The organism is Rahnella sp. 2050 (assembly GCF_040544515.1).
Taxonomy (GTDB): Bacteria; Pseudomonadota; Gammaproteobacteria; order Enterobacterales; family Enterobacteriaceae; genus Rahnella; species Rahnella aceris.
On record NZ_JBEPKE010000001.1, the window covers coordinates 550,996 to 577,957 of the forward strand.

The following is a 26,962-nucleotide window of genomic DNA, read 5'->3' on the forward strand; positions in this document are numbered from 1 at the left end:
TATGAATACTTCAGCAATTATCTCCTCTCTTATCGAACAGCGCTTCCTCCCGCAGGGAGGACTGAGCCAGGTGTTTCTTGTGGCCTGCGGCGGGTCGCTGGTGGATATGTATCCGGCAAATTATTTTCTTAACAGTGAGTCGACGGTTTTACACAGTTACATGATGACCGCAAACGAGTTTGTTCATGCCGCGCCAAAGACATTAGGCCCTCAATCCCTGACGATTGTTTGCTCACATGGCGGGAATACCGCAGAGTCTGTCGCAGCGGCCAAACTGGCCCAAAGCCGGGGCAGCGTTACGGTGACACTGACGCACAATGAAAATGCAGACCTTATCGGCTTTTCTGACAGTAATTTGCTTTATGCCTGGGGAGATGACAGCCAGGTGATTAATAACCCGATGGCAATCATTTTGAGTCTTTGCGTCGAAGCCTTGCAACAGACCGGGGGTTATGACGGATATGCCGATTTCCAGGCAGGCATGGCGCAAATTGATGGGATTATCTTCCGGGCCAGACAGCAGGTTCAGGCGCGCTGCGCCGCCTTTGCTGAGCGCTACAGCCGGGAATCACTTTTTTACATTCTGTCCAGCGGGGCTTCCTACGGACATGCTTATGGTTTTGCCATATGTTCATTAATGGAGATGCAGTGGCTGAATGCGGCATCAATTCATAGCGGCGAATTCTTCCATGGTCCGTTTGAAGTGACAGATATGAATACCCCCTGGATCCTGATGATGAACGAAGGCCGCACCAGGGCACTTGATGAAAGAGTGCGCGATTTCCTTCGGCAGTACGGAAATAAGGTGGAAATTGTGGATGCAAAAGAGCTGGGGCTTGGCGTCATACCCGCCAGCGTGGTGGAGTATTTTAACCCCGTCCTCTTCTACAGTGTTATGTGCGAATATCGCGCGGCATTAGCGAAGATACGTCAACATCCGCTGGAAACACGACGATACATGGGACAGGTCGCTTATTAGGAGATGACAACATGAGAGTACTTGGCCTGGGCGATAACGTGATTGACAGGTATACCCATACAGGTATCGGTTATCCGGGAGGAAACGCGCTTAACTTCAGTGTGTACGCCCGCTTATTATCCGCAAATGCGGCGTATCTGGGCGTTTTCGGCGACGACAGCGCGGCAGAACATATTCGCCGCGTCCTGGCAGCAAGGGAGATTGATACCTCTCATTGCCGGGTCGTACCGGGTGAAAATGGTTATGCCAGTCTGACCGTTGATCAGGGGGAGCGACGGTTTATTGACTCCAACGCCGGGGGGATCCGGCAGACGACGTCGATGGATTTTGTGTTAACCGATATGCCCTGGCTAGGTCAGTTTTCGCTGATACATACCAGCGCTTATAGCTATGTTGATGCGCTATTGCCCGAATTAAGTATGCTACCCGGCAGCTTATCCTATGATTTTTCTGATGATTTTGATGCCGGAAAGATAGGCCCGTTATGTCGTCAGTTAGACTACGGGTTTTTCTCATGCGCTGAACGCAGCATGGAAGAAACCCGCGAGATACTGGAAACGGCATGGCATGCGGGATGTCGCCTGCCTGTTGCAACGCGCGGGTCTGAGGGGGCGTTACTGTTCAATGGCAGTATCTGGATCAGTCAGCCATCGGAAAATATCACGCCGGCAGACACGCTTGGGGCAGGAGATGCTTTTATCACGGCTTTTTTGCTGGCGCATGTTAAAGGCGATACGCTGTCCCAAAGCTTGCGTCAGGGCGCCCTTTTCGCAGCAGAGATTTGTTTAACTGACGGCGCTTTTGGTGAGGGCATCCCCTACTGATCGTCTCAGGTTAACACCGGATCCGCGCGGCGGCAGAAAAGTGGCTGTATTCAGACGCCCCGGCAGATGCCCGTAACTGAGTGTCATTATCCGTCACGGGCAGCGCCGGGCAAGCGGAACTACCACATCAAATCATCCGGCACTTTGAAATCAGCATACGGATCTTCTTCATCCTGCTCTTCCTGACTCAGCGCGCTGTTTAATACAATACTGTTGGCATCGCGCTGGGCAATTTTATCCGCAACGCTTGCGGGGATAATGGCATATTGCGTCTCGCCGCTGTGATCAGCAACCAGACGCGCGATGGCAAGACGACCACTAATCAGCTGAGACTGGGTGGTCTTATCCACCACCATTTTTTTAATCAGATTATTATCGGTGAAGTTAAAATCAATATTGCCTGTTGAAATGACGATTTTGTTCATTTCAATCAGTTGCTTCACCTGCGCTTTATACTCTTTAGATAAGGCAGCTTGTTTTTGTTGTTCGCTCAGTTGCTTATCACGCTCCATCTGCGCTTTTTTATTTTCTTCCACCGCCTCTCTGGCCTCGCGCGCCTGAACGCGTGATTTTTTCGCCGTTCTCTGCACTTTGTCCATTTTTTTGCTGGTGACTAATCCTGCTTTCAGCAGTTGCTCTTGTAAGGAGAGTTTTGTCATTTTCGTTTCTAAATCCGTTGAATAATTTGTGCGATTATAACCGTAATTCCTGAGGCGATACAGGCTACAGAGCCTTTTCCACTTGCGTGCGGCATCGGGAGCGTCTTTAAGCGGCTGCCAGGTCTGCTGTATTTATCGCTACAGTTATTACGGAAACTGCCGATAACCTTTCAGTTTCACGCCCGCATCAGTTCCTTTTATGTTGTACCGAACAGGAGAACAAAATGGATGTTTCGCAAATTGCATCGCTGGCGACCGGCCTTAATAGTCTGGATACCAGCACTCAGGTCAACAATATCCTGCTGAAAAAGTCGCTGGATAGTCAGCAGACGGCAGTGACCAGCATGATTGACTCGATCCCCGCGTTACCTGCTAATCCGGCAATCGGTCGCAATATCAATACCACCGCCTGACAGAGACAAAAAAGCCCGCGTGAGTAAACTCAGCGGGCTTTTTGTTTTTTATGACCGCTTACCCTTTAGCGAAATTCGCCTGAATACGCTGTTGCAGATAAGCTTCCGCGCTGATGGCCGGATACTTCGCCTGCGGCCCCAGAATTTCGACGTCTTTGTTAGCCTGACAGAAAAACGCCAGGCTATAGCGCGCGCCCTGATATTCGCCGGGCAGCGGACTTCTCACCCGATGGAAATTGGAGGGCAACTGATCGTCGCTCCAGCGCATCAGCATGTCGCCGATATTACAGGTGATCACGTCTTCGCGCGGTTCGATACTGGTCCACTGCTGGCTTTCGCGATCCTTGCCCGGACAAACCTGCAAGCCGCCCTGACCGGGACGCTGGAACAGCAGCGTCAGACAGTCAAAATCCGTGTGCGCACCGGCACGCCACATCCCTTGTTCCGATTGTTCAGTGGCATAGTAGTGCAACATGCGCAGCGTACTCTGATAGGTTTGCTGATCAGGATTGTGTGCCTGCTCGAAAAAGTGTTCGGGGAAACCCAGTCTGAGCGCAAAACAGGAAAGCAATTTCATGCCCAGTTGCCAGCATTGCGATTCAAAACTCAGCATGGTGTCTTTAAAGGCTGGCAGTTCCTGTTCGCCCGGCCACAGCGACTCCATCAGCGGACGGGTGATCTGGTAGGACTCTTTCTGATCCGGCGTTCGGGTCGACGGACGTACCTGAGACTTATTTTCCCAACCGGCGTTACGCGCCAGCGGATACTGCGCTTTGACTTCGTCGGGCAGCGAGAAGAAATCTTCTGTCATGCTGAATGCCTGACGGATATCGGCCAGCGCAATGCCGTGATTGCTCACCTGAAAGAAGCCGATTTCCACCGCTGCACGCCAGAGTTCGTCGGCGATCTCACTTTTACGGTTTTCGAAATCTGAAAGATCGATGCAACGCACTTCGCGGGTAAATGTCTCTTCGCCCATCGCGCCCATTCCCGCTTCTTTCTCCAGTTCCTGTAATGCATAGCCTTGTGTTTGAGCTGATGATGTGTGAGTGGATTGTGTCATTTTTTTATCCTTCAGAATCAATTAGGTTGGCCCGCAGCGCGCTGTTGCAGGGTACGAACGGCAGACATTGCCTCATGGCGCATGGCGTCCAGATCGAGACCGGGAATGACGTCGTTTTCGACGATGACGCGGCCATTGACCATCAGCGCCTTCAGTGAGGCGCGGCCGCCGCAGGCCACCGGGCCGATTGCCATGTCGTGCAAACCGAAGTAACGCGGGTCGTCCAGCCGGTAAATGGCGATATCCGCCAGCATGCCCACCTGCACGGTGCCACTCTGTTGCAGGCCGAGGATCTGCGCCCCGCCCGCGCTGCCCCAGCGCACCACGTCTTCGATGGATGCCGCATCGCCGCCGCCCTCAAAGGTGCCGCCGTCATAGCGCGGCTTCGCCAGCATGCCTTTTCGGGCGCGCTGCAACAGCCAGGCGGCATGCGCTTCACTTTGCATATCCGCGGCTTCGTTGGATGCCGCGCCGTCAACACCCAGCGAAACCGGTACGCCAGCCTGTTCCAGCGCCAGCAAATCAGCGATGCCGCTGCCCAGACGCCCGTTACTTTGCGGGCAGTGCGCGATACCGGTACGGGTTTGCCCCAGCATCGCAATCTCCTGCGGCAGTAACTTAACCAGATGCGCAAACCACACGTCGTCCCCCAGCCAGTCGTGTTCCGCACAAAACTGCACCGGCGTCATGTCGAATTTAGCGCGCGCCGCATCGAGATAATCCACGGTTTCTGACAAATGGCTGTGCAGCCGGATACCTAAACTGCGCGCCAGTTTCGCCATTTCACGCAACTGCGCACCGGGCGCCGAATGCAGCAGCGTCGTCGGTGCCATCACCACACGACGCAGAGACGCCGGTTTTGGATCGTGATAGCGGCCAACCAGCCGTTCCATGTCCGCCATATAGTGGTCGAAATTTTCCGGTCGCAGCGCCTGCGGTAAATCCTGCTCAATCGCCCGCCCCTGCGTTGCGCCGCCCCGGCACAACACAATGCGCATGCCCAGCGCCTCCCCTTCACTGAACAGGATTTCCGAGGTATCGAACGGCATATCCGGCCAGTAAAGATAATTGTGATCCGCCACGGTGGCGCAGCCGGAACGCAGCAGTTCGGTCAGGCCGATACGCACCGCGAGGCGAAAGGTGGATTCATCAAACGTGGCGCGAAAGCGGTAAGGCGTCGCGCTTAGCCATGCAGTGAGACTTTTGTTCAATCCCTGCGGTTCGCCTTTGAGCAATGACTGAAACAGATGATGATGCGTATTGACCCAGGCCGGATAGACCACACAATCGCGGGCATCAATCAGGCGCTCGCCGGGCAACGCCGTCAGGGGGCCGATCGCCTCGATGACGCCATTACGCACACGGATATCCGGCCCGGCGTGACGCGCGGCTTCTCCCGGCAGACCGGTGAGGATGGCGTGCGCATTTTTAATCAGTAAAGAGTCAGATGACATGGCAACACTCCTCAGGGTTTAACCTGCATGTGCTCAACAAATTCGGTGGTATACGCCTGCTTCCAGTCGGTATCCGCGTTTAGCAGTTTGGCGTTCACCATGAAATCACGGGTTTTCTGCCAGCGGGCTTCGGTCATGGTGCCCCAGCCCTGCGTCGCTGCGTCGCCGCCATCAATCAGGTGGTGCGCTTTGATTTGCTCAACACCCCAGGCCAGCAGGTCGTCGGTCATCTTCGGGTTATCCTTTTTGATCAGCGCATTACCCGGCGCGGGATTTTGCAGATAACTCACCCAGCCTTCCATCGACGCCTGTACGAACTTCGCCATCGCGTCTTTACGGCTGCTGATAAGTTCCGGGCGGGTGATCAAAATGCCACCGTAAGGCGGATAGCCGTGCTCCGAGAACAGGAAGAAATTGGATTTCACGCCAGCCTTCTGCGCCTGAAACACTTCAGAGCTGACATACGCCTGTTGCGCCACGTTCCCGTCGGCGACAAAAGGCTGAATGTTGAAGGTATACGGACGAACCTGAGAATCACTGAGCTGATAACGCGCCTTAAGCCACGGCCACCAGGTCGATTGCCCGGAGCTGGACACCAGAATGGTTTTGTCTTTCAGGCCGTCGAGCGACGTTACGGACGCATGCGTCAGTAAACCCTGCGGGTCGAACTGGAAAGGAGCGGCGATAGCTTTGGCCTGAAAACCACGCTGCACGGATTCGAGCAACTGGAGGTCATAACCGATGATCACATCCGCGCGTTTTGACAACAGTAACTGCATGCCGTTGATCTGCGGGCCGCCGGACTGAATACTGACATCCAGCCCGTAACGTTTGTAAATGCCCGTCGCCAGCGCCTGATAATAGCCGCCCTGTTCAGCCTGCGCGTACCAGGAAGTCAGCAGCGCGATTTTCTCATCGGCCTGCGCCGACAGTGAGAAAGCACCAGCAATCAGCGTGCTCAGCACGCAGCAAGACAGGGGAATGCGGGAAATTGACTTCATTGCTCCTCTCCTAATCATCGCCGGAGGGAGGATAAGCAAACGCGGCTCAGCCCCCTGACCGGCTCAAAATGAACCGCGAAATGGTTGCTGAGCAATGTCCCGCGCAGTTGCCTGCACTGACCGCTTCTACTCACGTTTAACTATACAAAAACGATGCCAACTTCGCAGACGCGCTTTCCCTGCGCCTTGTCGGGATAATTACGTCTCACGCCCTGCAACCTTTGATTCATCACAGAGCGCCAGGCACCAAATCAGTGCAAATCAGCGCCGGTCGCGCCCCGGCGTCTGGATCTGGCTGAATAACATCTCCAGTTGTTTGAGCATCATCGAAGCGGCCAGAGAAAGTTGTCGTGAAGGGGCGACGCACAGGGAGAGCGTGAAGGTTTTTAACTGCGGATCGGTCAGCGGAATAAACTGCAGTTCGTCGCTTTTCACCTCATCCATGATATCGAGCCAGCACAGAATACCGATGCCCATTCTCTCCTTAATCAGCGAGCGGATCATGTGGATGTTATTCGATACCGCGACCTCATGAATCATGTCGCCGTTGATATTCATCAGCGCCTGCACCGGCTCGGCCAGCATCAGCGGCGCGGCGGGCAGGATAAACGGATATTCCATGCACTGATTAAAACGCACGCCGCTTCTGCCCCCGAGCGGATGCCCTTTCGGCACAACAACACCCAAATCGATTTCGGCAAAAGCCCGCACCTGCAACTCGCGGGAGCTTTGCGGATTCAGCATCAGTCCGAAATCAGCATCGCCCGACATCAGCGCCTGCTGGATGTCCACGTTGTTCATGGTGGTCAGGGTGAATGAAATGTTCGGATACTCGAGATGCACCTTTTTGAGCATCGACGAGAAAAACTGCCGGTTGATGGCATCGATGGTGGCAATGCGCACGTGTCCGCGCCGTAACCCGCGCAGATCGTCGAGCTGTTCGCAGACACGCGAGAAATCCTTTTTCCAGTTATTGGCAGCATGCAGTAACAGCTCGCCCGCCGCCGTCAGCCGCAGCCCGGTGGGATGTCGCTCAAACAGCGGCATGGCTAATTCTTTTTCAACCCGCAATATCTGCCGGTCAATTGACGATGCGGCAACGTGCAGGGTTTCCGAGGCCTTACGGAACGATCCCTGGCGGGCGACCTCAGTGAAGTACAGCAGAAACCGGGAGAATGCGAACATAATGAGTGCTCTCTTTTATGCAACGGGATGTGCGAATCAAAGCGCTGGACGCAACAGTTTTATAACAATAACGTAGCTTTCATTGCAACGGGAACAATCGTTTCACCGCTCATCAGGCCGGCTCCGCGCAGTAATGCGCGTTAAGACAGCGGGTTATGCGGCAAACGGACCGACTCCCCTTTTTATGAATGTTTCACCAGAGTCAATACGGTAAATGACGATGAAAGATGCCGGATTAATCCCTGTCACAATTAAAACCGCCAATATCAACGGTGTCGGGAATATTTCCCTGCAGCTTGTTGCGCAGCAAGGAAGTTTATTACCGGCTTATTTACCGGGAGCACACATTGACGTTTTTATTCCCGAACTCGGCCCGCGCCAGTATTCTTTGTGCAGTGAAAACAGCAGCGGTGAATATTATGAAATTTGCGTCAAACTGGCGGAAAACTCCACCGGCGGCTCGCACTTCATTCATCATCATTTCCGCCCCGGCGATAACCTGATGATCTCGGCACCGCGCAATCATTTTCCGCTGCCACAGGCCGGGCGATATTTACTGTTTGCCGGGGGGATCGGCATCACGCCGTTGCTGGCGATGGCGGAACACCTGGCTGAGCAACAGATTGAATTTGAACTGCATTACTCTGTTTCAGACAGGGAGCACATTGCGTATCTGCCGCGTTTAACCGCGCCTGCCTTAGCGAAACACGTCTTTTTTCATGACAGCAGTGCAAACGATTCCCTGCGCCATAACACGCCACTGAGTTTGTTGCAGCCGGATGAGAATACCCGGGTAATGGCCTGCGGCCCGGACGGATTTATTCAGCGGCTTAAAGACATTATGCAGACCCATCACTGGCAGGAAAATCAATTATCTTTCGAACGGTTCAGTAATGCGAATCTGAATAATGAAGCCGACAGCCAGGCATTTCATATTCAGCTTAACTCCACCGGACAACGTTATTTAGTCGGCCCGCACCAGACGATTGCTGAAATTTTATTAAGTGCCAGAGTCGATATTATGCTGTCGTGCGAACAGGGTATTTGCGGCTCCTGTATTACTGACGTGATCGACGGTATTCCCGATCACCGCGACTGCGTGCTGACTGAAGAAGAGAAAGCGGAGAACACGCAGATAACGCTGTGCTGTTCGCGATCCAAAAGTCCCGTTCTGGTCCTCGACCTGTAATGTCCACGCGGAGCCTGACGATGAACATTCCCACCCCCGCTGCAACCCTTAATGGCATTGCTAACGTTCGCCTCCCCGCGTGGTTGCTGCCCGACGGATGGCCTTTGCAGGCAGGCGAACCGGTGACGGCAGATGTGCGTTTTGATGCAGGCAAAATTGCGTCCATGACGCCTTATCAGCCAGAACAAGATGATTTGTGGAACGCACACGGCGCACTGGCGTTACCGGGGCTGGTTGAACCCCATGCGCATCTCGATAAAACCTTCACCCTTGCCCGCAGCCGCCCGTCAAAACCCGGTCTGCTGGCGGCCATTGAAACCCTGCATCAGGACCGTCAGCACTGGACGGCGGCTGACATTCGCCAGCGTGCCGGCAAGGCACTGAGCTGGGCAGCGGCGAACGGCGTGACCCGTTTGCGCACTCACATTGACTGGTTTGACGTGGAGCCACCGCAGGCCTGGCTTGAGCTGAGCGGGATGGCGCAACCGGGTGTCACGCTGGAGCGGGTGGCGCTGGCACCGCTGAGCTTTTTCGCCGATGCCGAAGCGGCTGACCGCATCGCCCGCGCGGTGGCACAAAACGGAAAAGACTGCCTGCTGGGCGGATTTATCCACTCCTCAAACTGGGATCCGGCGGCGATGACCCACCTGATGCACAGCGCCGCACGCTGGCAACTGAATCTGGATTTGCATATCGACGAGGAGCTTTCGCCGGTGGCACACGGCCTGAGCTGGCTGGCGGATTACCTGTCGGAGAGCACATTCAGCGGCCATATCTGTTGCAGCCACGGCTGTGCGCTGGCTTCCGGCAGTGAACAACAGGCGCAGGAGATTTTGAGTGTGCTGGCGGCGCAGCGCGTCACGCTGATTGCGCTGCCGATGACCAACCTGCTGTTGCAGGACGCCGTCACAAGTCGCACGCCGCGCCAGCGCGGTATCACCCTGCTGAAAGAAGCACAGGCGGCGGGTATTCCGATGCTGCTTGGCTGCGATAACGTACAGGACGCCTTTTGTCCGGCGGGCAGTTATGACCCGCTGGATACGCTGAGCTGCGCCCTGTTCGCGCTTCAGCTTGAAAACGTTTTTGATCAGCAGTCACGGCTTATTTGCGATGTCGGCGCGCTGACCGGTGAGGCTCAGAACGTCCTGCCGCTTGCGCCCGGCAGCGACGCCACGCTGGTTCTCTTTCCGGGCAGCGACAGCCTGACCTGGCCTTTACACAGCGCGGCCCGTCTGGTTATTCACCATGGCAGGCTGACGCACCAACGTACCTGGAATCAGGAGTTATCCCATGAGTCTTGAAGCGGGAGCGGGAAAACCGCTCGCCAAATATGCCGCGTGGCGTCGTGCCGGTGATTTCGTTTTTCTCTCCGGCATTATTCCCGTTAACCCGCAGACGGCGACCATCGTGCGCGGTTTTCAGGATATCCCCGCCGAAGCACGCCTGCTGCTGGGCGAAACCGGCGAATTCTCCACTGACGCCAAACAGGGGCCGGTTCTGGCGCAAAGCTGGTATGTGCTCGAAAGCATCCGCCACACCATTGAAGACGCGGGCGGGCAAATGAGCGATGTGATCAAGCTGGTGCAGTATTTTCGCAATCTCGATCACTTCCCGTATTACAGCCGGGTCAGAAAACTCTTTTATCCCGGGCAGCCGCCGGTTTCCACCGTGGTGCAGGTCAGCGAAATGCTGCCAGATGCCGGGGTGCTGATTGAGGTGGAAGCCACCGCCTGGTTACCCCAGTCCCGCTAACCCTAAAATGTCCGACCACGAGGCACAGCATGATTAACGGTTATATTCCCGCAGCGCGTTTTCTCCCTTTTCTGAGCTGGACGGCCATTGCCGCTCTGCCCGACAAAGCCAACACCGTGATCGTCTTACCGACCGGTGCAATTGAGCAGCACGGGCCGCATCTGCCGTGTTCGGTTGACAGCGTAATCTCCTCCGGCGTGGCGGGTCATGCGCTGGCGCGGCTGCCGGAAGCTATTCCGGCTTACGCTATTCCGCCCATCACCTACGGCAAATCTGACGAACATTTAAATTTCCCCGGCACGCTGACCTTAACCGGCGACACGCTGTTGCAGACGGTTTTAGAAATTGCCGAATCCCTGTATCGCGCCGGATTCCGCAAGCTGCTGATGATTAACGGTCACGGCGGACAACCGCAGGTGCTGCAAATGGCTTCGCGGGAAATGCGCCTGCGTCACGGCGACATGATCATGATCCCTCACGACGTGTTCCGCGTGCCCAACGTGGAAAATCAGTTCCTGAGCGCGCAGGAGCAGAAAATGGCGATGCATGCCGGTCACAGCGAAACCGCTGTAATGCTGGCGCTGGCACCGGAATGTGTTCACATCGAACATGCCGTCGCCAATTATCCGCCGGAATTCCCGTGCCCGACGCTGTCATCTGGCCGCCCTGCCGCTGCCTGGGCTTCCTATGATTTTGGCCCGAGCGGCGTCATTGGCGACCCGACCGGCGCAACCGCTGAACAGGGCCACGCGATCCTCGATTCGCTGGCGGCAAGCTGGGCGCAGGCGATCACCGAAATCCATCACATGCAATGGAAAGCCCGCAGCGAGCCAACCTGGGGAAAACACCACTGGAACGGCTTTGTGCAAACCAGCTTCACTCCTCCTTCGTCTTCTCTGGCCTCTGAATAAAGGAATTCTCAAGATGAAAACACAGCGTCCCTTCACTTACAGCCTGCTGGCCGTGCTGCTGGCCGGGGTTTCTGCCACCAGCATGGCGGAAGAGAAATTTACCTTCCTGACCAACTGGTACGCGCAGGCGGAGCACGGCGGTTTTTACCAGGCGCAGGCCAAAGGGCTGTACAAAACCGCCGGTCTGGATGTCAGCATCAAAATGGGCGGCCCGCAGGTCAACGTGATGCAACTGATGGCCGCCGGACAGGCTGACTGTACGCTCGGCGACAACGGTCAGGCGCTGGAAACCTGGCAGGCAGGCGTGCATGCGGTGACAGTCGCGACGGTATTCCAGCATTCGCCGACGGTGTTTATCAGCCACGACAAAGTGGAGAAAGGTCAGGAACTGAAAGACAAAACCTTCCTGCTGGCCACCGAGGCATATACCTCTTTCTGGCCGTGGGCGAAAAGTGAACTGGGGCTGGGGAGTGCCAAAATCCGCCCGTACACCTTCAGCGTGCAGCCGTTCCTGGCAGACAATAATCTGGTGCAACAGGGTTATGTCACCTCCGAACCTTTCTCGATCGAAAAAGGCGGCAAACCGTTCTACGTCTACATGCTCAGTGACTGGGGTTATCCGCCGTATGGCAACTCGATTATCTGCATGGCGGATACTGTTAAAAAACGCCCGGCAGCGGTGGCCGCTTTCGTGAAGGCCTCGATGCAGGGCTGGAAGGAATACTTGCAGGATCCGGCCGCGGGCAACCAGCTTATCACCCAGGCCAACCCGCGTATGGGGGCAGACCAGATTGCCTTCGGCATCGCACAGATGAAGAAGTATGAGCTGGTGACCGGCGGCGACGCACAAACCGGCGGTATCGGCATCATCACTGAACCGCGTCTGAAAAAGACCTGGGACATGCTGGTGAAAAACAAGCTGATCGACGCGGATAAAGTGCCGTTTGAGCAGACTTATACCCTCGACATGATCAAAGACGCGAAGGTTATGCCATGAATTCAGCCCCCAAACTGACCGTGATGAGCGATGTCCGCTCAGCCAATCCTCCGCCCGTGCCTGCCATCGAAGTGCTGTCGGCGGAGAAAATTTACAGCAACGGCACCCGCGCCCTTTTGCCGGTCAATCTGACCATCAATCAGGGTGAATTCGTCACCCTGCTCGGCCCGTCGGGCTGTGGCAAAAGTACGCTGCTGAAAATGGTCGCCGGGCTGACGGAACCCAGCGACGGCAAACTGGTGCTGTGGCGGCGCGACAGCCGTGAAAAAGCGCAGGTGCCGCTGTCATTCGTGTTTCAGGAAGCCACGCTGATGCCGTGGAGCAACGTGCAGAACAACGTGCGTTTGCCGCTGGATCTGGCGGGCGTGCCGCGAGCCGAAGCCAATACCCGCGTCAGTGAAGCACTGGAACTGGTGGGGCTGGGGAAATTTGCCAAAGTCCTGCCGCGCGAACTGTCAGGCGGCATGCAGATGCGCGTCTCCATTGCCCGCGGGCTGGTGACGCGTCCGAAACTGCTGCTGATGGATGAACCTTTTGGTGCGCTGGATGAAATCACCCGCAACAAGCTCGACAGCGATCTGCTGCGCCTGTGGCGGGAACAGGGGCTGACGGTGGTGTTCGTCACGCATTCGATTCACGAAGCGGTATTTCTGTCGCAGCGGGTGATCATGATGGCCGCCCGTCCGGGGCGGGTAGTGGAAGATATCGCCATTAACGAACCCTTCCCGCGCAACGACGATTTCCGCGTCAGTCCGGCATTTTCACGCTATGCGAAGCAGTTGCAGGACAGCCTGCTGCAAGCCAGCCAATCGGGTATGGAGTAACGCTATGCAAACTCAAAAATCCTCTCCGTGGATCAATAACCAAACCTTTCGCAAGGTGCTGTATCCGGCTGTGGTCGCGATTGTGGTGGTCTTACTGTGGCAGGGCTGGGTGAGTTATTTCAAAATCCCCCAGTTTCTGGTGCCTTCGCCGGTAGTGATGCTGGAAAGCCTGTGGACCAACTTCGGTACGCTGACCATGTCACTGCTGTTTACGCTGAAAATCACTTTGATCTCGTTTTTACTCTCTATCGTCATCGGTTCGGTCGTGGCTTTCGTGCTGGTGCAGAACCGCTTTGTTGAAACCGCGTTGTTCCCGTACATCGTGTTTTTACAAGTGACGCCGATTGTCGCTATCGCGCCGCTGATCATCATCTGGGTCAAAGACACCACGTTGTCGCTGGTGGTGTGTTCGACGCTGATGGCGGTGTTCCCGATCATTTCTAACACCACGCAGGGGTTGCGCAGTGTCTCGCCCGGCCTGCTGAGTTATTTCCAGCTCAGCCGCGCCAGCCGTCTGCAAATCCTGATCCGCTTACGCATCCCTTCTGCGCTGCCGTATTTTTTCGGCGCGCTGCGCATTTCCAGTGGCCTGTCGCTGATTGGTGCCGTGGTGGCTGAATTCGTGGCGGGCACCGGCGGCAATAACACCGGTCTGGCCTACCAGATATTGCAGGCGGGCTATCAGCTCGACATCCCGCTGATGTTTGCCGCCCTGCTGTTAATTTCACTCACCGGTATCGCGCTGTTTGGTGTGATGTCGTGGATTTCGAGGCGCGCCCTGAGCGCCTGGCATGAAAGCGAAGCCGTGCAATCTCATTAACCTCATTCATTTTTGGCAGGAAGAATATGGACAGCGAACAACGTCAACAGGTGCTCGCCCTGATTCAGCAGGCGCTGCCTGATCTCGACTGGACTTTACAGGCGCCGAAGGTTAAACGCCTTTCCCGTGATTTTCACTGGTTCAGCCCGGTGCTCAAGCGGCAACTGGAAGACAAACAGGCCGATGCCGTGGTCAGGCCGCGCAGCGAAGAAGAGCTGATTTTGCTGGTGAAAGCCTGCGTTCAGCACCAGTTACCGCTGATTTTGCGCGGCGGCGCGACCGGCAACTACGGCCAACTGGTGCCGCTGGAAGGCGGAATTCTGGTGGACATGACCGGGTTTAATCAGGTTTGCGAACTGGCTAACGGTGTGGTGCGGGCACAGGCGGGGATCCGGCTGGCGGAGATTGAAACCCTGACCCGTCCGGCAGGCTGGGAACTGCGCTGCATGCCCTCCACTTACCGGCTCGCCAGCCTGGGTGGCCTTTACGGCGGCGGCTTTGGCGGTATCGGCTCGATCAACTACGGCCCGCTCGGCGCACCGGGCAATGTGCTCAGCGTAAAAGTCATGACCATGGAAGCCGAACCGCGCATTCTGCATGTGCCCGCCCCGCAGGCATTGCTGCTGCATCACGCGTATGGCAGCAACGGCATTGTGCTTGAGGTTGAACTGGCGCTGGCACCGGTTCATCAGTGGATTGAACGGCTGGACGTGTTCGACGACTTCACCGACGCACTGGATTATGCCAACGCCGTTGCCCGTTCACCGGGGCTGGTCAAACGCCAGCTCGCGCTGTTTGCCGCGCCGATCCCGTCTTATTTCAGTCATCTGAACGGGCATTATCAGGCCAGCCAGCATGCGGTGATCAGCGTGATTGCGCAGGAAAGCGAAGGTTTCTGCGCCCATCTGCTGGAAAAGTACCACGGGCACAGCGCAGTGCGTCAGTCTGCCGACGCGGCGCGTGAGGCTAATGCGTCGCTGATGGAATATTGCTGGAACCACACCACGCTGCACGCGCTGAAAATTGACAGCACCCTGACCTATTTACAGACGGCGTTTAATTATACGAATTATCGCCAGCAGATTATCGATATGGCGGCTTTGTTCGGCGACGAGGTGATTTCGCACATTGAGTTCCTGCGTGACAATGACGGCAATATCACCGCCAGCGGTTTACAACTTGTGCGTTATTCCACCGAAGAAAGACTGAACGAAATAATGAAAATCTTCCGTGATAATGACGTGAAAATAAATAACCCGCATGTTTATCGCATTGAAGAGGGTAAACAGGGAGAAATTAAACCTGACGTCGTTTCGGTTAAAAAGTGTCTTGATCCCGACGGGTTACTTAACCCCGGCAAGCTCAGGGGCTGGGAGGTACGCGACACCCTGGAATTAGATAACAATCCTCTTTTATTGCGTGACTGAAAAAAAGCCCGCTTAATAAAATTTAAGCGGGCTTTTGGCTTTCAAACGATCAGTTCAGATCAAAGCTCGAATCTGTCCAGATTCATCACTTTAGTCCAGGCGGCGACAAAGTCTTTCACGAACTTCTCTTTGGCGTCACTGCTGGCGTAAACCTCCGCGTTGGCACGTAATATGGCATTCGAGCCAAACACCAGATCGGCACGCGTGGCGGCGAATCTGACTTCTCCGCTGACGCGATCACGACCTTCAAAACGCTCACCGGAGCCATCAACAGGTTTCCATTCGGTACGCATATCCAGCAGGTTGACGAAGAAATCCGTGTTCAGCTCACCGGTTTTTTCCGAGAACACGCCCAGATTGCTGCCGTCGTAGTTAGCCCCCAGCGCACGTAATCCGCCGACCAGCACCGTTAATTCCGGCACGGTCAGGGTCAGTTGCTGAGCCTTGTCGATCAGAAGATTTTCAGTCGATGTATTGGCCGTTTCGCCACGGTAGTTACGGAAACCATCCGCTTTAGGCTTAAGCAGTTCGAACGACTCAATATCCGTCTGATCCTGACGCGCATCCACCCGACCCGGCGTGAAAGGCACTTCGATGTCGATATGAGCCGCTTTCGCCGCCTTTTCAATACCAACCGAACCGGCTAAAACGATCACATCCGCCAGAGACACCTTCTGGAATGACTGCTGGATAGCTTCCAGAGCAGGCAGTGCGCGGGCTGCAATGGCATTCACTTCCCAGTCTCTTTGCGGACGCAGCGCCAGACGCGCACCGTTCGCACCGCCGCGTTTGTCACCGCCACGGAAGGTCGACGCTGACGCCCACGCCACCGAGACCAGTTCACTGACGCTCAGGCCGGAAGCGGCAATTTTTTCTTTAAGCTGCGCGATATCGCCAGCCGTCGGGTGATAGACCGGCACCGGCAACGGATCCTGCCAGATTAAGTCTTCCTTTGGCACTTCCGGTCCGATGTAACGGGCTTTCGGCCCCATATCGCGGTGGGTCAGTTTGTACCATGCACGGGCAAAAGCTTCGTTAAAGGCCTGCGGATCACCGTGGAAACGACGGGAAATTTTCTCGAATTCCGGATCAAAACGCAGGGTCAGATCGGTCACCAGCATGGTCGGTTTGCGTTTTTTTGAGGTATCGAACGGATCAGGAATAATGTCCGGCGCATCAGCGGCTTCGAACTGAATCGCCCCTGCCGGGCTGCGGGTCTGCACCCACTCGTATTTGAACAGGTTCTCGAAGAAGTAATTGCTCCACTGCGTCGGGGTTTGCGACCAGATAACTTCCAGGCCGGAGGTGATGGCATCCGCACCGACACCGGTTCCGTGACTGCTTTTCCAGCCCAGACCTTGTGATTCAATCGGTGCGGTTTCCGGGTCAACACCCACATTATCGGCCGGACCTGCGCCGTGTGTTTTACCGAGTGTGTGACCACCGGCAATCAACGCGACAATCTCTTCATCATTCATGCCCATATTACCGAACGTGGCACGAATGGCCGGCGCAGCCGACGCCGGATCACCACTGTGATTCGGCCCTTCCGGGTTGACGTAAATCAGCCCCATTTCCGTTGCGCCCAGCGGCGATTTGGCCAGCTCTTCAGGATGGCGGTGTTCCAGCCAGGTGGTTTCATCACCCCAGTTAATGTCCAGATCCGGTTCCCAGACGTCTTCACGCCCGGCACCAAAACCAAAGGTGCGGAAACCGGAGTTTTCCAGCGCGACGTTACCCGCCAGAATATACAGATCGGCCCAGGAAATTTTCTGACCGTATTTTTGTTTCACCGGCCACAACAGACGGCGCGCTTTATCCAGACTGACGTTGTCCGGCCAGGAGTTTAACGGGGCGAAGCGCTGCTGGCCGCGACCGGAACCGCCGCGTCCGTCGACGGAGCGATACGTCCCGGCGCTGTGCCATGCCAGACGAATGAACAGACCGATGTAGCTGCCCCAGTCCGCCGGCCACCAGGGCTGCGACGCAGTGAGCACCCCTTTGAGGTCGGCTTTCAGTGCGGAGTAATCTAATTTGGCAAATTCTTTACGATAATCAAAGGATTCGCCCAACGGGTTTGAGCGATTTGAGTGCTGATTCAGCAGGTCAACCCTGAGCTGGTTAGGCCACCAGTCACGGTTAGTTGTCCCGCCGCCAGAGGCTTTATTTGAGTTTCCTTCATGGAAAGGACATTTACCGGCACCGGCTTCTCTGTCTGCTTCAACAATTGGCTTTGCGTCGTTTGCTTCTTCATCAATAGAACTGCTCATGCTCACACTCCTGTTATGTAGTCTCATTGCTACTCTATACGCGGATTGAAACCAGTCACATCTGAATCACCCTATGTATTTGATAGATTTTGCCTTAGGACTTATACGCGATTTTTGCGGGTTTTATCACCAAAATGCCACCCGCTCTGATTATAGAATAGCCCCTGACTGACAGAGGTTTCTCTGTCAGCGTCTCAAAATGCAAAAAGCCCGCCTGAGTTTCCTCATGCGGGCTTTGGGTTTCTGAAACTTTCTTCAGCGATTATTCACGCCAGCCCATTTCAGGGGCGACATATTTGAGGATTGACTCAATCACATGCACGTTGTAATCGACGCCGAGCTGATTCGGAACGGTCAGCAATAAGGTGTCGGCTTCGGCGATCGCTTCATCCTGCTTCAGCAATTTGATCAATCTGTCCGGTGTCGCCGCATAGCTGCGGCCGAAAATCGCCCGGGTTTTCTCATCGAGGAAGCCGACTTTGTCGCCATCATCGCCGCTGCCGCCAAAATACGCGCGGTCGCGGTCATCCATCAGGGCGAAAATACTGCGGCTGACGGACACACGCGGTGTACGCTCATGCCCCGCCTCAGCCCAGGCCTGACGGTAAGCGCGAATTTGCTGCGCCTGCTGAATATGGAACGCCTCGCCGGTTTCATCATCTTTCAGCGTGGAGCTTTGCAGGTTCATGCCCAGTTTCGCCGCCCAGACGGCGGTAGCATTCGAGCCCGCGCCCCACCAGATACGTTCACGCAGCCCGGCAGAATAGGGTTCAGGGCGTAACAAACCCGGCGGATTCGCAAACATCGGTTGCGGATTAGGTTTCGCAAAACCTTCGCCGCGCAGGACATCAAGCAGTTTCTCTGTATGACGGCGCGCCATATCGGCTTCCGTTTCGCCTTCTTCCGGCTGATAACCAAAATAGCGCCAGCCGTCGATGACCTGCTCAGGCGAACCACGGCTGATACCGAGCTGTAAACGCCCCCCGGAAATCAGATCCGCAGCGCTGGCGCTTTCCGCCATATACAACGGATTTTCATAGCGCATATCGATAACGCCGGTACCGATCTCAATCTTGCGGGTTTTCGCGCCGATGGCTGCCAGCAACGGGAAAGGCGACGCAAGCTGGCGCGCAAAATGATGCACCCGGAAATAAGCACCATCGGCCCCCAGTTCTTCGGCTGCGACAGCCAGATCGATAGATTGCAATAAGGCATCAGCCGCCGAGCGCGTGCCCGACTGGGGGGATGGCGTCCAGTGCCCGAATGATAAAAATCCAATCTTTTTCATAGCGTCTTCATCCTCATAATCCGTAAACCGGTGCCCTGTCTCTGTCATGCGGAACAGGGCTTAGTGATGGGTTTACTTTACGCGACTCAGGATGAGAATAAATATCATTTGTTTAACATACTGATTCAGTTTATTTGATTAACAACGGGGAATTTTGCGGCTTCTGGCAGCAGATGCCTCGCCACGGCGCATTGAAGGTCATCGTCCGCGGGCCGTATCAGGCTTATTTTCTTTCACTAAAATAGAGCGCAGGCGTGCAGCCGACAGACTTCTTAAACATGGTGATGAAAGCATTGACTGACTCATAGCCTAATTCATTCGCCACATTTTGTACGGACTGACCGCTGGCAAGCCCCCGTAGCGCAATAATCAAATGCAGTTGCTGACGCCAGCGTCCGAATGAAAGCCCTGTTTCGCGCACCATAAGTCGTGCAAGGGAACGTTCACTTAATGCCAGGCGTTTTGCCCACTCACGCAATGTACTGCGGTCTTGCGGATGGCTGACCAGCGCATCGGCCATCTCTCGTATTTTGGGATTTTCTGAGACCGGCAAATTAAAATTCTGCTGCGGCATATTCACCAGTTCATCAAGCGTGACCCGTGCCAGCCGTGCCGCATGGCTGTCCGGCGGGTAATGCGCATCTTCCCCGACCAGACGACTAATCAGTTCGCGAATAAGGGGAGAAACAGCAAATGTGCAGCATTGTTCTGGTAGTGCGGCGGCTCCCGGCTCAACAAATAAATAGCTGAGATGCGCATTCCAGGTGGCTCTCGCACTATGGGGAGTTCCTCCGGGGATCCATACGCCGCAGTGAGGCGGCACAATCCATATGTCATTCTCAGCCCGACAGGTTACCGCACCATAAAGGGCAAGGATGAACTGTCCCTTTCGATGGGTGTGAACGGGGACTTCCGCTTCGTACTCGGTGAAATCAATGTGGCGCGCCACAGCCGCACAGCCGGTGGAGTCGGGATCAAAAAGTGAAATAACGTCGCGGGAAAGCGTCATATTGGCCGGATTCAGGTATTTTCTGGCAGTATAGAGTATTTCCACCCCTGAGTAATCTGGCAATAATTGCCGGTATACGCAAATGACTCTTTTGCCACCACCGCTTGCCAGGGGCCATTACTCTCATGTTCAACTCTTTACGCAGGGCATTCCCCTCCTCCTTGCTTCTTAACGATGCGAATGCGTTGTTATATTCAGCCAAGACGTTTACCGCTGCCATGCTGGCCTATTACATCGCTTTGTCTGTCGGTCTGGACAGGCCTTCCTGGTCAATTATTACTGTCTATATCGTTTCGCAGACGTCCGTCGGTGCCTCACTGAGCCGAAGCGTTTATCGCCTGACGGGCACGATCACAGGCGCGGCGATGACGGTGGTGATTGTGCCCAATTTTGTCAACACACCGATAATTTGCAGTCTGGTACTGACCGGCTGGATAACACTTTGCCTTTATTTTTCGCAGCTTGACCGTACCCCCCGCGCCTATGCTTTTGTTCTGGCGGGCTACACGGCAAGTCTTATTGGTTTTCCTGCGGTGTTCGAACCCGGCGCGATTTTTGACATCGCCATCACCCGGGTACAGGAGATCATGATCGGGATCCTGTGTGCCAGCTTTATCCACCGCTATGTCATACCCAAACGCATTACGGGTCTTTTCAACAGCAAGCTCGCGGTAACACAGCGTGATGCCCGCCGGATGGTGATTGACACGTTAAAAAGAGAAGCCGGCGAGAAAGAAAAGCAGCTTCAGCTTGCGCTGACGTTACAGTCCCTTGACGGGTTTGGTCATCATCTGCCCTATGACTTCGCGATATCAAAATCATCACGTAAAGCACGTCAGTTAATACATGACAGATTGTCGCGGCTCTTAGTTGTGAGTAACCAGTTACATGATTATCTGCACGAATTAAACCTCTTACCGGACAGCATTGCGACGCTGGTCCGTGAGATCACAGACTGGCTCGCCTGTGAGGATTCAACCGCGCGTAAGGCCGGTGCTGAAAGGCTGCGGCGACGTTGTGTGGCGTTGCAACAACGGTCATCCGCTGACGAATTAAATTTTAAAGAAGCGCTGCGCGTTAATTTTGTCAAACGGCTGGAAGAGACAATCATGCTTTTGCAGCAATGCGAACAGCTTTCTCATGCCCTCCTTTTGGCCAAACCTGAGCATATGATTGATGGAGCCGAAGAGGCAAAAGGTTACGTTTATCACCGGGATCATTTTACGGCTGCGCGTGCTGCGCTGGGGGCGTTTGCCATCATCTTCAGTGGCTGTCTGCTGTGGATTTACTCCGCGTGGCCCGATGGCGCCACAGCGGTATCGATTCTCGGCGTCTGCTGCACATTATTTGGCAGTTTCGACACGCCGGTTCCTCATATCGTTAAATATATTGCAGGCTCCGTCTATGGCGTGATTATCAGCCTGATTTATAGCTTCATCCTTCTTCCCCAGGTGACCGAATTTAGTGTGCTGGTTGCGGTACTTGCGCCTGCTTATTTGCTGGCCGGATCTCTGCAGGCCAGACCGCCCACCACGTTCATGGCTATGGGCATCACGCTGACACTGCCCATCTTGTCTGAATTAGGCGCGCGCTACAGTGGTGACTTTGCCACTGCCATCAACACGGCGGTCGCGTTATTTGCCGCAACCGGCTATGCCGTGGTCAGTATGGGTTTATTACAGACCGTACAGGCGGATTCTGCTATCCGTCGTCTGCTGCACCGATGTCGCCGTGACATCAGATATCGCGCAAAGGGTCTCTCATCCATGAATGATGTGGCCTGGGTGAATCTGATGATAGATCGAACTGCCCTGATCCTGCCCCGGCTCCCGCGCAGTAACCAGACGGCGGACTCGGTGCTAAATAGCCTGCTGCATTATTTAAATATTGGACTTGCAGTGACTTATTTAAAACGCTCACTGAATAAGCTGGAGGGAGAAACCGCATTACAGGTAAATACACTTCTCAACCTGCTGGCCCGCGGTGCGCAGCCCGGTGAATTACAGAAACGTATTAGCCTGATACTCGCCATTAACCCGCCGGTTTCACATCAACAACCGCACGCTCTTATTGAGCATATTATTGATCTGCACTGTGCGTTAAAAAACTGTGCATTAAAAGAGAGGGATAAGGAACAGTCACATGATTACTGACATTAATATCGGTGGCGTCTTTTTGCCTGGCTTATTAGTCATGGCTTTGATGGCATTTTCCGGCACGATTTTAATCACACCCTTTTTATCTTTTAGCAGATTCTATCGGCGTTTACCCTGCCGGCCGCTCATTGATTTCACGACTTTTATTATTATCTTTGCCTTGTTAATGCAGGGGCTGGACGCGTCAGGATTATCAGTATGAAACCATTTTTTTCGCTGTTAGGCCGCTATATATTTACACTAAGCGCCGTCATGGTGGCAGCCATTATTGCCTTCATGCTGTGGAAACATTATGCACAGACGCCCTGGACGCGTGACGGTCGGGTACGGGCAGATGTGGTGCAAATCACGCCAGATGTTTCCGGGCCGGTAAACCGCGTTGCCGTGATGGATAACCAATGGGTTAATCGCGGAGATATTCTTTATTCAATCGATCCGCAATGGTTGAAACTGGCGGTGCTCAGCGCTCAGGCTGAGGTTGATGCGAAGCGAAATGAAATGCAAATGCGTCAGGATGCTGCCAGACGTCGCAGTCAGATTAGCGGGGTAATCTCTAAAGAAGATATACAAAATACCAGCAGTGCGGCGGGCGTTGCGGCGGCGGAATATCAGGGGGCACTGGCCGCGCTGGAACTGGCAAAACTCAATCTTTCCCGCGCGACAATTCATTCTCCGGCAGACGGCTATGTCACGCATCTGAGACTGCGTCCCGGCGATTATGCCAACGCGGGGGAGACAAAAGTTGCCATTATTGATGCCAGCAGTTTCTGGGTAGTGGGTTATTTTGAGGAAACGAAAATGCAGCGTATTCATGTCGGTAGCACGGCAAAAATCGTGCTGATGGGATATGCACCTGCGCTGACAGGCCACGTAGAAAGCATTGGTCGCGGGATAGATGATAGCAATGACGCACCCGGTAGCCAGGGCCTGCCGGATGTAGATTCCACGTTTAGCTGGGTGCGACTCGCTCAGCGTATTCCGGTACGCATCCATATTGATCATCTGCCCAACGGGGTCGAATTAGTGGCGGGCATGACTGCCAGCATCGCCATTAACGCGTCAAAGAGCGCGGACACTAAAGCAGGGTATGCGGATTTTTTGTCATCTGAACGGTGAATGCCTGAATAACCCATCCGTCAGAAAAGCCGCCGCAGGATGGCATTTATCCTGCGGCGGGCATAACGCATAACCTCTGTTAACGGTGCAGGCGCAGCATACTTGAGACAGAAGATAGCGCAGAGATAAGACAGGCCAGCCCGAAGACATAGACGGCGAACTGTGCCCCCGCCTGCCCCGTCAGTCCGTTCAACAGTGCAATAACCATCGCGACCAGCGCCGCACCAATGGATTGCCCTGCTGTCCTGGCGGTTGACAATACCCCCGAGGCCGTGACCGTTCGGTTCGGTGCCACATTCGAGAACATCTCTTTATTATTCGGCGGCAGGAACAGTCCATAGCCAATCCCGCAAACCGCCACGCGCCAGAGAAAATCATTCACCGTCGCCGCTTGCGGCAACAGAGCCAGAGATCCTAAACCCAGAGAGAAAATCACCACGCCGGCTGTCGATATCTGGGTAGGATTTAAACGATTGGACAGCCTGCCCGCCACCGGGGCGCAGATTGCAACGGCAACCGGCCACGGTGTAAAGATGAACGCCGATTCCAGCACCGAATAGTGATAGGCATGCTGCAGTACAAAGGGCAACCCCACCAGCGCCATCCCCTGTGCCACAAACATTGAGACAGAAGAGATCACCGCAAAGGTATACCGCCTTGAACGGAATATATCGAGCGGCAACAACGGGCTTTTTGAGCGCGTCTGCACGCTGACAAAGATGGCCAGCAGCAGCACCGAGGCGACGCCGCAAAGCATGAGTATGCGGCTATCCCAGCGCCCGATCTGATCCACAGCGATGACCATCAGCCCTAAAGCGACGGCTGAGGTCACCGCACCTCCCCAGTCGAAGCCTTTTTCCTTCTCAGTATCGACGCCCAGGGAGATCAGGGAGAAGACAATGGCAAGTGCACCCAGCGGGAGATTGATATAGAACAACCATGGCCAGTCCAGATAAGAGATGATCAGGCCGCCTAACGCCGGGCCGATGGCCGTCCCCACCGCAAAAGCCAGCGCGTTCAGCCCTAAAATGGTGCCCAACGTATGCGGCGGAAAGATAACCCTGTACAGACCCAGCCCGACGCTGATCATGACCGCATAGCTCACCCCCTGAAGTATACGCATGGCAACCAGCATGCCGAAGGTCGGGGAGAGGCTACAGCCCAGCGATGCCAGCGTAAACAGCACCATGCCCGCGGTGTAGAAGCGCCGCTCCCCTATCCTCGAACCCAGCGATGCACAGATCAACATCGTTGCAGCGCTGGCAACCTGATAGGCGTTGGTCACCCAGATGACAGAGGCTGAATCTACCCGTAAAGCCTCCGCAATAGAGGGCAAGGAAATATTGACGATGGAACTGTCCAGCGCCGCCATAACCACGCCAATCAAAATGGCGGCAGCCGCCAGATAGCGCCTTGGCGCCTCAAATCCTTGTTCTAAGGGACTACTGCTTACCAGCGACATATCCTTATCATCCTATATTGAATTGAAATTACGCACAGAGGCTTTCAGCCTCAGCAACCGGTCCTTCGAGGTAGGCCAGCAGGCCCAGCATCAGCACTTCTTCCGGGCTGGCAACAACGGGAGAGCGCGGCGCTTTCCAGGGCTGTTTACTGCCGTTGATGCGGATACTCCTCAGGAAACAGTAGGTGGTGAGGACATAGAACCGGTTGCGCATACTTTCCCCCATCAGCGGCAGCAGGCCGGAAATACCGCCTAACTCAGGGATCTCGCTAAGAATGCTGCCGTAGTCCGGCTTCGCCAGCACGAACATCAGTGCATCCGCCATCGGGACCATTTTGACTGCATCCTTTACCTCTGCCGCAAGCTCATGCCAGAACGAAAAAGCAAACCGCGAGAAGCCGAAAAGCGGATCCAGCCCGCGGACGGAAAAGTCAGGGTCAATGAAACGTGTCTGAGCATGCTCCTCGTTATAGAGCACATTGCCGAAGTGAAAATTGAAATGGGCTTTTTCTACCGATCTGAACTCTTCAGTCCGGGCCAGCTCCAGCGCTCTTTCATAGACTTCCCGGGCCGTGGTACTGAAACGCACCCCGTTAAGCAGAATAGGTTTATCAAACAGCTCATGAGCGAAGCGCGTGCCTTCCCACTCTTCCTGTAATCTGGCGGGCATCTCGTGGGTTATTGCCGACGAGGTTTCTGATTCCAGGCTGATCGCTTTCTGTACATTTTCCAGTGCGTTTCTGACGATCATCCTGCGCTCAGCCAGCGACCGTTGTTCGTCAAAGACGATCCTGGACAGCGGAAGGGAATCCATCTTCTCGAGAATATAAAATTGCCGCCCGGCTGCCAGCCCGTCGTGCAAGACCGGCACCATCAGTTCCGGATAAATATCGTGCAATGCCCGGATCTGATCGACTTCGGCTTTCAGTTTGCCATTGAACATTTCGGACATGGCCGTCTTCACAACGAAGCCTGAACTCAAAAAATCTACAGTATGTGAGCTTGTCATTTTTCAATCCCCTGGAAAGTTGCCACTGGCAGGCCAAGCGCGAGGCTGCGCGCTACAGCACGTACCACAGCGCTGTAGCCGACGGTGTTGTTAACAAACGACTGGATGATGACCTCACTCAAATTCTGACTGGCCAGATAGGCTGGCCGGAGAATGAGCAAGTGATTCTGATCGGAAAGAATGGTTGAACACCGGCGCTCGAAGGCATATGCACGGCTTCCTAACGGTGACCGCGATGCTTTCACAACATGAGGATGCGTCCCGCTCACCCGCTCAATCGCCGCCTCAATGAGACCGGTGGTTAACGCACCGCCATCCTTAACGATGAAACGGTTAATCTGATAGCCGGGTGCATGCACAGGCGCGCGTAATGAGACGGTATTCACTAACGGTGCCCAGGGCATCACCTTGTCCTGACTCATGGCAATTTGTGAGAAGCTCGGACGGAGATTGTCGCGCGCATCCTGCAGGCGTCCTTCAAACGATCGGGTGCCGAGTACACCGTTAGGCGTATCCGGATGCACGATATCGGTTTCAACCGACACAATATGCGAGGCGTTGCATTGGATAGCCCTGAGCGCCTCGGTGAGTACGCGCAGTGAGGCATGCATGCCATTGGTCTGGCAGGAGCCGAGGCAATACATGCCCGAACCGACCACCTGGCGTTGTATCGTGTCGATATCATCGCGGGTCAGATCTTCCAGACAGCCATAGATACTCGGCAGTTCGTTGGCCTCTGCAACGCCCAGCACCACGTCCGCGAGTTCTTGCATGTTGCGGGCGACAGGGCTGTTTTTGTCCATATCCAGCTTGCTGGTTGCGATAAAGCCAATGTCGAAGCGACCTGTCTGCGGAGGAAGATCTTTGGCAAGATCACCAAAGAAAAAGTGAACCTCACGACCGTCGATCCGCAGGGTGTCATGATCGATAATGTCGGTGTGAGACTGGATGCCGGGATGCGCCATCGCCAGACGGGCCACAATGCCATCTATCGGACGCAGTTCAGGATAATGTTTATCTAAAGAAGGAGGATTCGTGACGACGGTTTGAATAACAAAACCATCCTTCGCCGGATCATTCTGAATCAGCAAATTCGCGCCGATCTCCGCTCCGCAACCCACTAATATGGCTTTTTTCACTTCATCACCTCGCGC

General features: G+C 54.9%; 25 protein-coding genes. 14 read left to right on the forward strand and 11 right to left on the reverse strand.

Annotated features, from left to right (window positions below; genetic code table 11):
• Position 1 precedes the first annotated feature (1 nt).
• Both ABIC79_RS02345 and ABIC79_RS02350 read left to right on the forward strand, forming a co-directional pair.
• Positions 2 to 979: an SIS domain-containing protein gene (locus ABIC79_RS02345; RefSeq protein WP_354566513.1), complete on the forward strand. Its 978-nt coding sequence runs from the start codon at positions 2 to 4 to the stop codon at positions 977 to 979.
• A gap of 11 nt (positions 980 to 990) precedes the next feature.
• A complete protein-coding gene (locus ABIC79_RS02350) occupies positions 991 to 1,803 on the forward strand; it encodes a PfkB family carbohydrate kinase (protein ID WP_013575217.1) in 813 nt (270 codons plus the stop codon).
• Between the two features lie 119 nt (positions 1,804 to 1,922).
• On the opposite strand, the gene ABIC79_RS02355 is transcribed toward ABIC79_RS02350, so the two are convergent.
• A complete protein-coding gene (locus ABIC79_RS02355) occupies positions 1,923 to 2,462 on the reverse strand; it encodes a DUF2058 domain-containing protein (RefSeq protein ID WP_013575216.1) in 540 nt (179 codons plus the stop codon).
• Positions 2,463 to 2,686: 224 nt separating this feature from the next.
• Between ABIC79_RS02355 and ABIC79_RS02360 the strand changes: the two genes are divergently transcribed.
• Complete coding sequence (locus ABIC79_RS02360; RefSeq protein ID WP_037034781.1) at positions 2,687 to 2,875, forward strand: YjfB family protein; 189 nt, start codon at positions 2,687 to 2,689, stop codon at positions 2,873 to 2,875.
• 58 nt (positions 2,876 to 2,933) lie between these two features.
• On the opposite strand, the gene ABIC79_RS02365 is transcribed toward ABIC79_RS02360, so the two are convergent.
• From ABIC79_RS02365 to ABIC79_RS02380, 4 genes are all read right to left on the reverse strand, one after another.
• Complete coding sequence (locus ABIC79_RS02365) at positions 2,934 to 3,938, reverse strand: isopenicillin N synthase family dioxygenase (protein ID WP_112198360.1); 1,005 nt, start codon at positions 3,936 to 3,938, stop codon at positions 2,934 to 2,936.
• Positions 3,939 to 3,955: 17 nt separating this feature from the next.
• Entirely contained in the window at positions 3,956 to 5,392 is a 1,437-nt protein-coding gene (locus tag ABIC79_RS02370; RefSeq protein WP_013575213.1) for an amidohydrolase family protein, read from the reverse strand.
• 11 nt (positions 5,393 to 5,403) lie between these two features.
• Positions 5,404 to 6,393, reverse strand: coding sequence for an ABC transporter substrate-binding protein (locus ABIC79_RS02375; RefSeq protein WP_119261492.1), 990 nt, complete (start codon positions 6,391 to 6,393; stop codon positions 5,404 to 5,406).
• Between the two features lie 261 nt (positions 6,394 to 6,654).
• The gene (locus ABIC79_RS02380) at positions 6,655 to 7,578 is read right to left on the reverse strand and encodes a LysR family transcriptional regulator (RefSeq protein ID WP_354566514.1); all 924 of its coding nucleotides are present in this window, start codon (positions 7,576 to 7,578) and stop codon (positions 6,655 to 6,657) included.
• A 214-nt stretch (positions 7,579 to 7,792) separates the two neighbouring features.
• Between ABIC79_RS02380 and ABIC79_RS02385 the strand changes: the two genes are divergently transcribed.
• Genes ABIC79_RS02385 through ABIC79_RS02420 form a run of 8 tightly spaced genes read left to right on the forward strand, consistent with a single transcriptional unit; the run spans position 7,793 to position 15,498 of the window.
• Positions 7,793 to 8,767 carry a PDR/VanB family oxidoreductase gene (locus ABIC79_RS02385; RefSeq protein ID WP_354566515.1) on the forward strand — a complete coding sequence of 325 codons (975 nt, stop codon included), beginning with the start codon at positions 7,793 to 7,795 and terminating at the stop codon, positions 8,765 to 8,767.
• A 20-nt stretch (positions 8,768 to 8,787) separates the two neighbouring features.
• Positions 8,788 to 10,068, forward strand: a complete 1,281-nt coding sequence (locus ABIC79_RS02390; RefSeq protein ID WP_354566516.1) for an amidohydrolase family protein — start codon at positions 8,788 to 8,790, stop codon at positions 10,066 to 10,068.
• A complete protein-coding gene (locus tag ABIC79_RS02395) occupies positions 10,058 to 10,519 on the forward strand; it encodes a RidA family protein (RefSeq protein WP_013575208.1) in 462 nt (153 codons plus the stop codon). The genes ABIC79_RS02390 and ABIC79_RS02395 overlap by 11 nt, the downstream gene beginning before the upstream one ends.
• 29 nt (positions 10,520 to 10,548) lie before the next feature.
• Positions 10,549 to 11,430 (forward strand): creatininase family protein, encoded by an 882-nt coding sequence (locus ABIC79_RS02400; RefSeq protein ID WP_112151848.1) that lies wholly within the window; start codon positions 10,549 to 10,551, stop codon positions 11,428 to 11,430.
• Positions 11,431 to 11,443: 13 nt separating this feature from the next.
• On the forward strand, positions 11,444 to 12,427 hold the full coding sequence (locus ABIC79_RS02405; protein WP_112151847.1) for an ABC transporter substrate-binding protein: 984 nt from the start codon (positions 11,444 to 11,446) through the stop codon (positions 12,425 to 12,427).
• Positions 12,424 to 13,251: an ABC transporter ATP-binding protein gene (locus ABIC79_RS02410; protein WP_013575205.1), complete on the forward strand. Its 828-nt coding sequence runs from the start codon at positions 12,424 to 12,426 to the stop codon at positions 13,249 to 13,251. Before ABIC79_RS02405 ends, ABIC79_RS02410 begins: the two co-directional genes overlap by 4 nt.
• A gap of 4 nt (positions 13,252 to 13,255) precedes the next feature.
• Positions 13,256 to 14,071, forward strand: coding sequence for an ABC transporter permease (locus ABIC79_RS02415; protein ID WP_013575204.1), 816 nt, complete (start codon positions 13,256 to 13,258; stop codon positions 14,069 to 14,071).
• Between the two features lie 26 nt (positions 14,072 to 14,097).
• Positions 14,098 to 15,498, forward strand: a complete 1,401-nt coding sequence (locus ABIC79_RS02420) for an FAD-binding oxidoreductase (RefSeq protein ID WP_013575203.1) — start codon at positions 14,098 to 14,100, stop codon at positions 15,496 to 15,498.
• Between the two features lie 59 nt (positions 15,499 to 15,557).
• On the opposite strand, the gene katG is transcribed toward ABIC79_RS02420, so the two are convergent.
• From katG to ABIC79_RS02435, 3 genes are all read right to left on the reverse strand, one after another.
• A complete protein-coding gene (katG, locus tag ABIC79_RS02425) occupies positions 15,558 to 17,768 on the reverse strand; it encodes a catalase/peroxidase HPI (protein ID WP_153375885.1) in 2,211 nt (736 codons plus the stop codon).
• Positions 17,769 to 18,030: 262 nt separating this feature from the next.
• Entirely contained in the window at positions 18,031 to 19,056 is a 1,026-nt protein-coding gene (locus ABIC79_RS02430) for an LLM class flavin-dependent oxidoreductase (RefSeq protein ID WP_013575201.1), read from the reverse strand.
• A 223-nt stretch (positions 19,057 to 19,279) separates the two neighbouring features.
• Entirely contained in the window at positions 19,280 to 20,065 is a 786-nt protein-coding gene (locus ABIC79_RS02435; protein WP_013575200.1) for an AraC family transcriptional regulator, read from the reverse strand.
• Positions 20,066 to 20,190: 125 nt separating this feature from the next.
• Here ABIC79_RS02435 and ABIC79_RS02440 point away from each other — a divergent pair, with 125 nt between their 5' ends.
• The 3 genes from ABIC79_RS02440 to ABIC79_RS02450 are packed head-to-tail and all read left to right on the forward strand — an operon-like array spanning position 20,191 to position 23,337.
• Positions 20,191 to 22,218: an FUSC family protein gene (locus ABIC79_RS02440; protein ID WP_354566517.1), complete on the forward strand. Its 2,028-nt coding sequence runs from the start codon at positions 20,191 to 20,193 to the stop codon at positions 22,216 to 22,218.
• The gene (locus ABIC79_RS02445) at positions 22,208 to 22,423 is read left to right on the forward strand and encodes a DUF1656 domain-containing protein (RefSeq protein ID WP_013575198.1); all 216 of its coding nucleotides are present in this window, start codon (positions 22,208 to 22,210) and stop codon (positions 22,421 to 22,423) included. The genes ABIC79_RS02440 and ABIC79_RS02445 overlap by 11 nt, the downstream gene beginning before the upstream one ends.
• Positions 22,420 to 23,337 (forward strand): HlyD family secretion protein, encoded by a 918-nt coding sequence (locus ABIC79_RS02450; RefSeq protein WP_354566518.1) that lies wholly within the window; start codon positions 22,420 to 22,422, stop codon positions 23,335 to 23,337. The genes ABIC79_RS02445 and ABIC79_RS02450 overlap by 4 nt, the downstream gene beginning before the upstream one ends.
• 79 nt (positions 23,338 to 23,416) lie before the next feature.
• On the opposite strand, the gene ABIC79_RS02455 is transcribed toward ABIC79_RS02450, so the two are convergent.
• From ABIC79_RS02455 to ABIC79_RS02465, 3 genes are read right to left on the reverse strand one after another with little or no spacing between them, the layout of a single operon-like run.
• Positions 23,417 to 24,799, reverse strand: coding sequence for a DHA2 family efflux MFS transporter permease subunit (locus ABIC79_RS02455; RefSeq protein ID WP_013575196.1), 1,383 nt, complete (start codon positions 24,797 to 24,799; stop codon positions 23,417 to 23,419).
• A 28-nt stretch (positions 24,800 to 24,827) separates the two neighbouring features.
• A complete protein-coding gene (locus tag ABIC79_RS02460; RefSeq protein WP_223509396.1) occupies positions 24,828 to 25,751 on the reverse strand; it encodes an aminoglycoside phosphotransferase family protein in 924 nt (307 codons plus the stop codon).
• A 53-nt stretch (positions 25,752 to 25,804) separates the two neighbouring features.
• On the reverse strand, positions 25,805 to 26,947 hold the full coding sequence (locus tag ABIC79_RS02465) for a hypothetical protein (protein WP_013575194.1): 1,143 nt from the start codon (positions 26,945 to 26,947) through the stop codon (positions 25,805 to 25,807).
• Positions 26,948 to 26,962: the final 15 nt, after the last annotated feature.

Bases quoted from the DNA above. Each gene is read 5' to 3' on its own strand.
- ABIC79_RS02345 (WP_354566513.1), top strand. From the start codon at position 2: ATGAATACTTCAGCAATTATCTCCTCTCTTATCGAACAGCGCTTCCTC.
- ABIC79_RS02350 (WP_013575217.1), top strand. From the start codon at position 991: ATGAGAGTACTTGGCCTGGGCGATAACGTGATTGACAGGTATACCCAT.
- ABIC79_RS02355 (WP_013575216.1), bottom strand. From the start codon at position 2,462: ATGACAAAACTCTCCTTACAAGAGCAACTGCTGAAAGCAGGATTAGTC.
- ABIC79_RS02360 (WP_037034781.1), top strand. From the start codon at position 2,687: ATGGATGTTTCGCAAATTGCATCGCTGGCGACCGGCCTTAATAGTCTG.
- ABIC79_RS02365 (WP_112198360.1), bottom strand. From the start codon at position 3,938: ATGACACAATCCACTCACACATCATCAGCTCAAACACAAGGCTATGCA.
- ABIC79_RS02370 (WP_013575213.1), bottom strand. From the start codon at position 5,392: ATGTCATCTGACTCTTTACTGATTAAAAATGCGCACGCCATCCTCACC.
- ABIC79_RS02375 (WP_119261492.1), bottom strand. From the start codon at position 6,393: ATGAAGTCAATTTCCCGCATTCCCCTGTCTTGCTGCGTGCTGAGCACG.
- ABIC79_RS02380 (WP_354566514.1), bottom strand. From the start codon at position 7,578: ATGTTCGCATTCTCCCGGTTTCTGCTGTACTTCACTGAGGTCGCCCGC.
- ABIC79_RS02385 (WP_354566515.1), top strand. From the start codon at position 7,793: ATGACGATGAAAGATGCCGGATTAATCCCTGTCACAATTAAAACCGCC.
- ABIC79_RS02390 (WP_354566516.1), top strand. From the start codon at position 8,788: ATGAACATTCCCACCCCCGCTGCAACCCTTAATGGCATTGCTAACGTT.
- ABIC79_RS02395 (WP_013575208.1), top strand. From the start codon at position 10,058: ATGAGTCTTGAAGCGGGAGCGGGAAAACCGCTCGCCAAATATGCCGCG.
- ABIC79_RS02400 (WP_112151848.1), top strand. From the start codon at position 10,549: ATGATTAACGGTTATATTCCCGCAGCGCGTTTTCTCCCTTTTCTGAGC.
- ABIC79_RS02405 (WP_112151847.1), top strand. From the start codon at position 11,444: ATGAAAACACAGCGTCCCTTCACTTACAGCCTGCTGGCCGTGCTGCTG.
- ABIC79_RS02410 (WP_013575205.1), top strand. From the start codon at position 12,424: ATGAATTCAGCCCCCAAACTGACCGTGATGAGCGATGTCCGCTCAGCC.
- ABIC79_RS02415 (WP_013575204.1), top strand. From the start codon at position 13,256: ATGCAAACTCAAAAATCCTCTCCGTGGATCAATAACCAAACCTTTCGC.
- ABIC79_RS02420 (WP_013575203.1), top strand. From the start codon at position 14,098: ATGGACAGCGAACAACGTCAACAGGTGCTCGCCCTGATTCAGCAGGCG.
- katG (WP_153375885.1), bottom strand. From the start codon at position 17,768: ATGAGCAGTTCTATTGATGAAGAAGCAAACGACGCAAAGCCAATTGTT.
- ABIC79_RS02430 (WP_013575201.1), bottom strand. From the start codon at position 19,056: ATGAAAAAGATTGGATTTTTATCATTCGGGCACTGGACGCCATCCCCC.
- ABIC79_RS02435 (WP_013575200.1), bottom strand. From the start codon at position 20,065: ATGACGCTTTCCCGCGACGTTATTTCACTTTTTGATCCCGACTCCACC.
- ABIC79_RS02440 (WP_354566517.1), top strand. From the start codon at position 20,191: ATGTTCAACTCTTTACGCAGGGCATTCCCCTCCTCCTTGCTTCTTAAC.
- ABIC79_RS02445 (WP_013575198.1), top strand. From the start codon at position 22,208: ATGATTACTGACATTAATATCGGTGGCGTCTTTTTGCCTGGCTTATTA.
- ABIC79_RS02450 (WP_354566518.1), top strand. From the start codon at position 22,420: ATGAAACCATTTTTTTCGCTGTTAGGCCGCTATATATTTACACTAAGC.
- ABIC79_RS02455 (WP_013575196.1), bottom strand. From the start codon at position 24,799: ATGTCGCTGGTAAGCAGTAGTCCCTTAGAACAAGGATTTGAGGCGCCA.
- ABIC79_RS02460 (WP_223509396.1), bottom strand. From the start codon at position 25,751: ATGTCCGAAATGTTCAATGGCAAACTGAAAGCCGAAGTCGATCAGATC.